We start from the raw sequence: 5,378 nt of genomic DNA, 5'->3' as shown, positions 1-5,378 counted from the left end.
CCTGGACCTCAACTCCAAGGAGGCCGGCAGCACGGCCGCACCCAAGCTGGTGCTCACGCTGAAGTAGGCCGCGGCTCGTAGCAGGCGCCAGGTGCCGGGACGTCATCCGTGAGGATGCCGTCCCGGCACTGGCTCTGTATACCTGCCGTCGGCTTGTACACCTGCAGTCGGCACCCTCGCCCGCATCGCCGGTGTCCGCTGGGCGATCGAGGAGACCTTCCAGACCGCCAAGGGCGAGGCCGGGCAGGCCCAGGCCCCTCCCCCTTCCCGGGGTTCCGGAGGAGGGGGGCCTGACGGGTGTTCCCTGTTGCGAGAGCGGGTTCAGAGCGGCAGGGCCCTGAGAACGACAACGCCGACGCTGACTCCGAGCAGAACGACGGAAGCGCTCACGGCGCGATCCCCGACGCGCAGATGCGCAATGATCGCTCCAGCGAAGTAAAGAACGGCGCCGATGCCAGCTGCGATTCCGATGGGCCACCAGACCAGACCGGCGAGCAGGCCAGCTGCGGCGGCGAGTTCGAGAGCGGCGAGCAGTGGTGCCGCCGTGGTTGCTTTCACAACCTCCAGGACGGCCATCTGGTGAGGATCTTTGCGGATCTTGCCGACTGCTGAAAAGGCGAGGACGGCCGAGAAGAGGACGCTGAGGATGGCTGCTGCAATGAACATGAGTGGTGTTACTTCACTGGACTCCGTCAACTAGTCGGGGCCTTACATCTTTTGAACCGGCAGTTGCCGTGAGAGGAAAACGGCTTCATGAGGCGGCACGAAGGCCAGACGCCAAGCGGCTATGTTTCCCTTAGGTCAGGCTGAGGATCGGGGTCCGCATAGTTTTGCGTCCCCTCGAGCCGAAGACTGCATTCGGGGGAATCGCCATAGCTGGAAGGAAGCTCAGTCTTCAAATCCTGCAATTCCCATCGCATCTGGATGCTGGCCTTGATGTGCTCATTCCGATGGCGGATGAGCTTCGGCAAGTAGCGGTTGAGGATGCCCAGTTCGACGATGGTCCCGACAGGACCAAGGGGAGCCGCGAAATCGATGCTGTCATGCATCACAGTGCCGCCACGGCCATCGCTTTCAAAGGAGTGCTCGTGTCGCCAGTACTTGAATGGGCCCCTGATCTGTTCGTCAACAAAAGAGGTGAATGGATCGAATTCGGTGATGAGAGCCGTCATCCTCCAAAGCAACCCGAAGTGCCTTGCCTCGAGACTACGGTGTCCCCCAGTTTGAGCTTGCCAGAGGTGACTCCGCCGATTACCCTTTCCTTTGACTTTGTCATTGAAGCGACATGAGTCTCAACGTGTAGGCACGCGTTGAAGACGATCTCAGGAGGGGCTGGTGTCGCCGTTTCGAGGTGGAATCTTGACATCTCATGGCTCCAATAGCCGTGGCCGACGACAGGTCTTACTTGGGGGAGGAGAACCTGACCTCGAGGTTCTCCTCCCCCTAGTCATTTACGACGGCAGTGATTAGGACTCGCAATAGATCCTTTTCGAGGAGCAGACAACGAGTCACATCTTGAACACATAAGGGAGCAAGGGGCCAGCGGCTGCTCCGACTGCGAGAGGGCACAAGGGCCTGTAAAGCAGGATCGGATGCCATTCGCCTGGCACGAATCCGCCCCATATCTCTTGTTCGGGTGCGCATGCCAGCACGCCCGACAGCCAGAATCCATTGAGGAGGTAGTTGTATTGGGCAATGTATCGAATGGGGGAGCATAGACATCGCCCCACCATGAGGACAGGCCCTTGACCGGAAAGGGATCGCCAACCGAGTGAATGACTTGAGCGTAGGGAAACGGCTGGTAGTAGGTCCGGGGCTGGAACATAGTGGAGATGCCGGAGTCCGGCGCCGTTCGTCGGCCCGTTTCGGTGCAGCCGATGTACTCATCGGCCCCCGGGCAGTCGTACTCGATGCTTTGGCCGACGTTCTTCTCGAATGTCGCTCCGGTCGTCTGCCAGTTAGAGTCGAAATAGAACGTCGTGTCGACCTGTGTGCGATGGGTTCCGTTCCAGGCGCTAAATCCTCGGCCATCCCCATACATGACCTGTGGGTTCCACGGAACGGGACGTACTCGTCCCTGGCTAAGGAACATACGGTAGCGAAACTTCCAAGGGAGCACGGGGCTGAAGGCAGTTGTCGCGAAACGTTGAGGCGCTGGGCCTTCCGCCGTTGTCTTGACGGAGTTTCGTTTTGGCTTCGGACTTGGCGCGAAGGAGCGCTGCCTCCCCCAGGGTTGGTGTGGCGCGAGGGCCCGGAGAATCGGCTGCTGATGTCACTGCGTTCTGCAGGATGGAACCCCCGCTGTTCTTGGACAGCGTGGATGTCGAAGCGGCTCCGGTGGATCCGGGGAGACCGGTGGGAACATTGAGGCCCGTCAGCGTCCGGTCGGTGCCCTCGGTAGGAGGAGCCGACGCGGAAGTGCAGGCATTGCCGGTCGGGCTCCCGAAGGCTTCGACGCTATCGACGTTCTGCACTGTTGCTGTCGGCGAGGCGTCTGTGAACTCCGCCGCGCAAGTAATGCCGATCATCGTCTGCCCATCCTGCTGGAGTGAACCATCGGGAGCTCGGCTGACGGAGGTCCGCAGGATCTTGTGAGGACGAGGTCCGCCGGCGGCGGCTTCGCTCCAATTGAGGGTAACTTCCGCTGTAGGCAGAGGTGGCTACTCTCTCTGCCTGGCCCGTCGACTCGTTGCCCTCGGAGATTCGAACGTCTCGCTCGGCAATCACCTGCGAGCCATTCTTAGCTTGGACCTTGAATGTCGTAGTCAGCGAGGGCAGCTCGAACGTTGGCGCCGGGCCGGTAAAGACCTGAGCCCCTTCGAGGTCGTAGACAGAATACGCAGTAGCGCCGGATTGCGGTGTCAGGGATAGAGAAGTGGTGCCTTGGGCGGTCTTGGTGAAGCCTTGAATGGAGAACTGCGGCCTCGGGGTACGCGGCTGGATCGCGTTCCGGATTGAGGACTCGAAGGATGCTGAGAGCTGAGCTGCGCCGCCCAGCAGCACGATCTTCTTTGCCTCCGGTCCCCAGGCCGATACCAGCTGACGGAGATCCTCCGGAACTGTGTCAGGGCCAAGGGCAAGATGGAGGAATGCGCCGTCCCGGGCGACTGCAAGCATCCCGTTCAGGCCAGTGGGCCAGCTCGAGCTCGAACCGACGAAGACCTTCGAGCTGTCGATGTTCTTTGACTCGAGAAGGACTCCCATAGAGGCGTTCCGCGCTTCGGGTGTCTGTCCGTTCAGGGGCGACAAGTCGATGCTTGCGCCCGTTAGCGCTTTGGCGACGGGTTCGAGATCGGCGTTGGGAACCGTCCCCACTTGATGGACTCGCTTGGTGCCTAGCCTCTTTATTTCATTCACTGCCCCATCAGAGAACGTGCTATATCCGGGCTGTGTAAGAATCAACGGCACCTTCAGTGCCGAAGCTGCGCTGGCCGCGGTGACCATGTCAACCGTGCCACCAGCGGCAAGAATGGCTGCATCGCCTGCTGTGGTGAATTGCTGCGCCACCACCTGCGATAACCCCGTGAGGCCAGGTCCCGTTAATCCAGTCCGTAGTAGTCACCCTTTGCGCGACGCCCCGTAGATTGGATGCTTGGGAGACCAGTCGGGCCCGATGAGGAGCGCTTTCTGGGGTCTCAGGGCGTCGAGTGCTGCGTAGGTCTCGGCATCCTGGGCTCCACCCGATCCGTCTGCAATGAGCAGTGGAACGCCTAGACGTGCTGCCAAAGGCGTGGCGATCGCGATGGCCCCGGGATACTGGGCTCTGGCCAATACCACGGTCTCCAGCCCGGGCGGCCAATTCTGTCGGGCATACGAGGCTGTCCAAGATGGTCCGATTTCCGAAGTGATCCGTTGCCCCGTGACCGTTGCCGCATTGGCAGCCAATGGGCCGAGCGCGCTTGGAGTCGAAAGGCATGCTGCCAGAAAAATTGCGACGGAATGGCGGCGCCGAAGAGCGAATTTCAATGAGTCCCCCGATCACGAAATCTCCGCTGAATTGCTGGATGCAAGGGGCGGCTCAGGGGGCGGAAAGCGTTCAATCCCCCCATGACGCTTCAGCGGTGCGAGGATCATATGAGGGAACGCCGCCGGCCACAAGTCACTTCGGGCCCTGGCTTGACCCTTGGAGTCCCGCGAGCCCATGAGAGTCTTGATCCACAAGCAAGTTGGATCCAAGATGAACGAACAGACAGGAGTTCGCACGATGGTCGCCCAAGTGTCTCGTCACCCGATCGCCATTGTGGCCGCCGTGCTTGCTAGCAGTCTCCTCCTGGCAGGAATCGCGTTCTGGATGGTCTCCGCGCTCTTCCTTTATCGCCCCGTTGACCCTGTCCCGTATCGATTTGATGCCGTCGTGGTGAATGACACGCCTGGACCAGTGGTCCTTCGCGAATGCGACCCGCAGGGCTGCGGAGTCTTCTACCGTCCATCCACCCTCTTGTCGGGGGCTCGGACAACAGTCATCACTTCGAGTGACGACTCGCCGCATTTGTGGGTCGTCAGCGACGACTCGGGACAGACATTGGGGTGCCTGAACCTCCAATTCACAAGACAGATCCCTGACCTAGAAGTCTCCCTCTCTGCGGTTGGGGAATGCACCGCTAACACGCCGCATTTCATTCCACCTCCCAGGAGATGAAGTCGGGCGAAGCCCTCGATTCGAGGCATGAGCCTTTCCGTAACGGCAATTCATCAGACGTCGATTCCGTTGTGGTCGACCATGCTAGTGGGTTGTGGAGGATGCTCAGATGATGTTGGTCCGAGCCGACAGGACGTGCTCACCCCCCGGGGCACCCAGGCTGAAGTCGAGAGCAATCTGAAGGATTCGTGCACCCTGCGCGCCCTCCGGCCGTAGCCAGCCTCCGGCTAGTACTACAGTCGCGTTTGTCGTCGGCTTTCTCGTTTCCGGTAGTGATGTCGTCTGGCATTGTGTTGATGCTTTCGGCGCCAGCGTGCACGCTGGAGGATGTGTCCGGGGTCCGGGACGGAGGCCCAGGCGGGGCGGGTGATGAGGCGCCGGATTTCGGGCAGGGAGAGCGTTACGAGCTCTGGCTTGCCGTATCTGGCGCCCCCTCTTTGGCCTTGATGGCGGTCAGGAAGGCGTGGGCGAGCATGGAGAGGGGGATGTGCCGGTACCAGCCGGTGTACTGGCGGACCTGGCATGGTCCTGCCCGGCCTCGCGCTTGGGGGCGTGGCAGAAGAAGTAGGCGATCTCCTCGGGCCTGGTCCTCGTCCACCGGCAAGGATTAACACGCGCCCCGCCCCGGGGCCCGGTTAAATACGCCGATAGACCCCGAAAAAGCGCGACTGAAGTACTAGGGCGTGTTGCTAAACCGATCGAGGCCGAGTCTGCGGTTGGCTGGGTGGATGGGTGAGCG

3 protein-coding genes are annotated in these 5,378 nt (G+C 61.0%); all 3 read right to left on the bottom strand.

The genetic code is table 11. The annotated features are described in order from the left end of the window. Positions 1–321: 321 nt before the first annotated feature. The 3 genes from BV907_RS17995 to BV907_RS18635 all read right to left on the bottom strand — a co-directional run bounded on the left by BV907_RS17995 (position 322) and on the right by BV907_RS18635 (position 3,507). A complete protein-coding gene (locus BV907_RS17995; RefSeq protein WP_077491123.1) occupies positions 322–666 on the bottom strand; it encodes a DoxX family protein in 345 nt (114 codons plus the stop codon). Positions 667–785: 119 nt separating this feature from the next. Then, positions 786–1,172, bottom strand: coding sequence for an SRPBCC family protein (locus BV907_RS19180; protein WP_217697966.1), 387 nt, complete (start codon positions 1,170–1,172; stop codon positions 786–788). 1,285 nt (positions 1,173–2,457) lie between these two features. Further along, positions 2,458–3,507: a hypothetical protein gene (locus tag BV907_RS18635; protein WP_139346871.1), complete on the bottom strand. Its 1,050-nt coding sequence runs from the start codon at positions 3,505–3,507 to the stop codon at positions 2,458–2,460. Between the last annotated feature and the right edge of the window lie 1,871 nt (positions 3,508–5,378).

Origin of the sequence: Sinomonas mesophila, assembly GCF_001999765.1 — a bacterium.
GTDB lineage: Bacteria > Actinomycetota > Actinomycetes > Actinomycetales > Micrococcaceae > Sinomonas > Sinomonas mesophila.
Note: the sequence above shows the minus strand (reverse complement) of the source record. Positions and strands in the feature narration are given on the sequence as shown.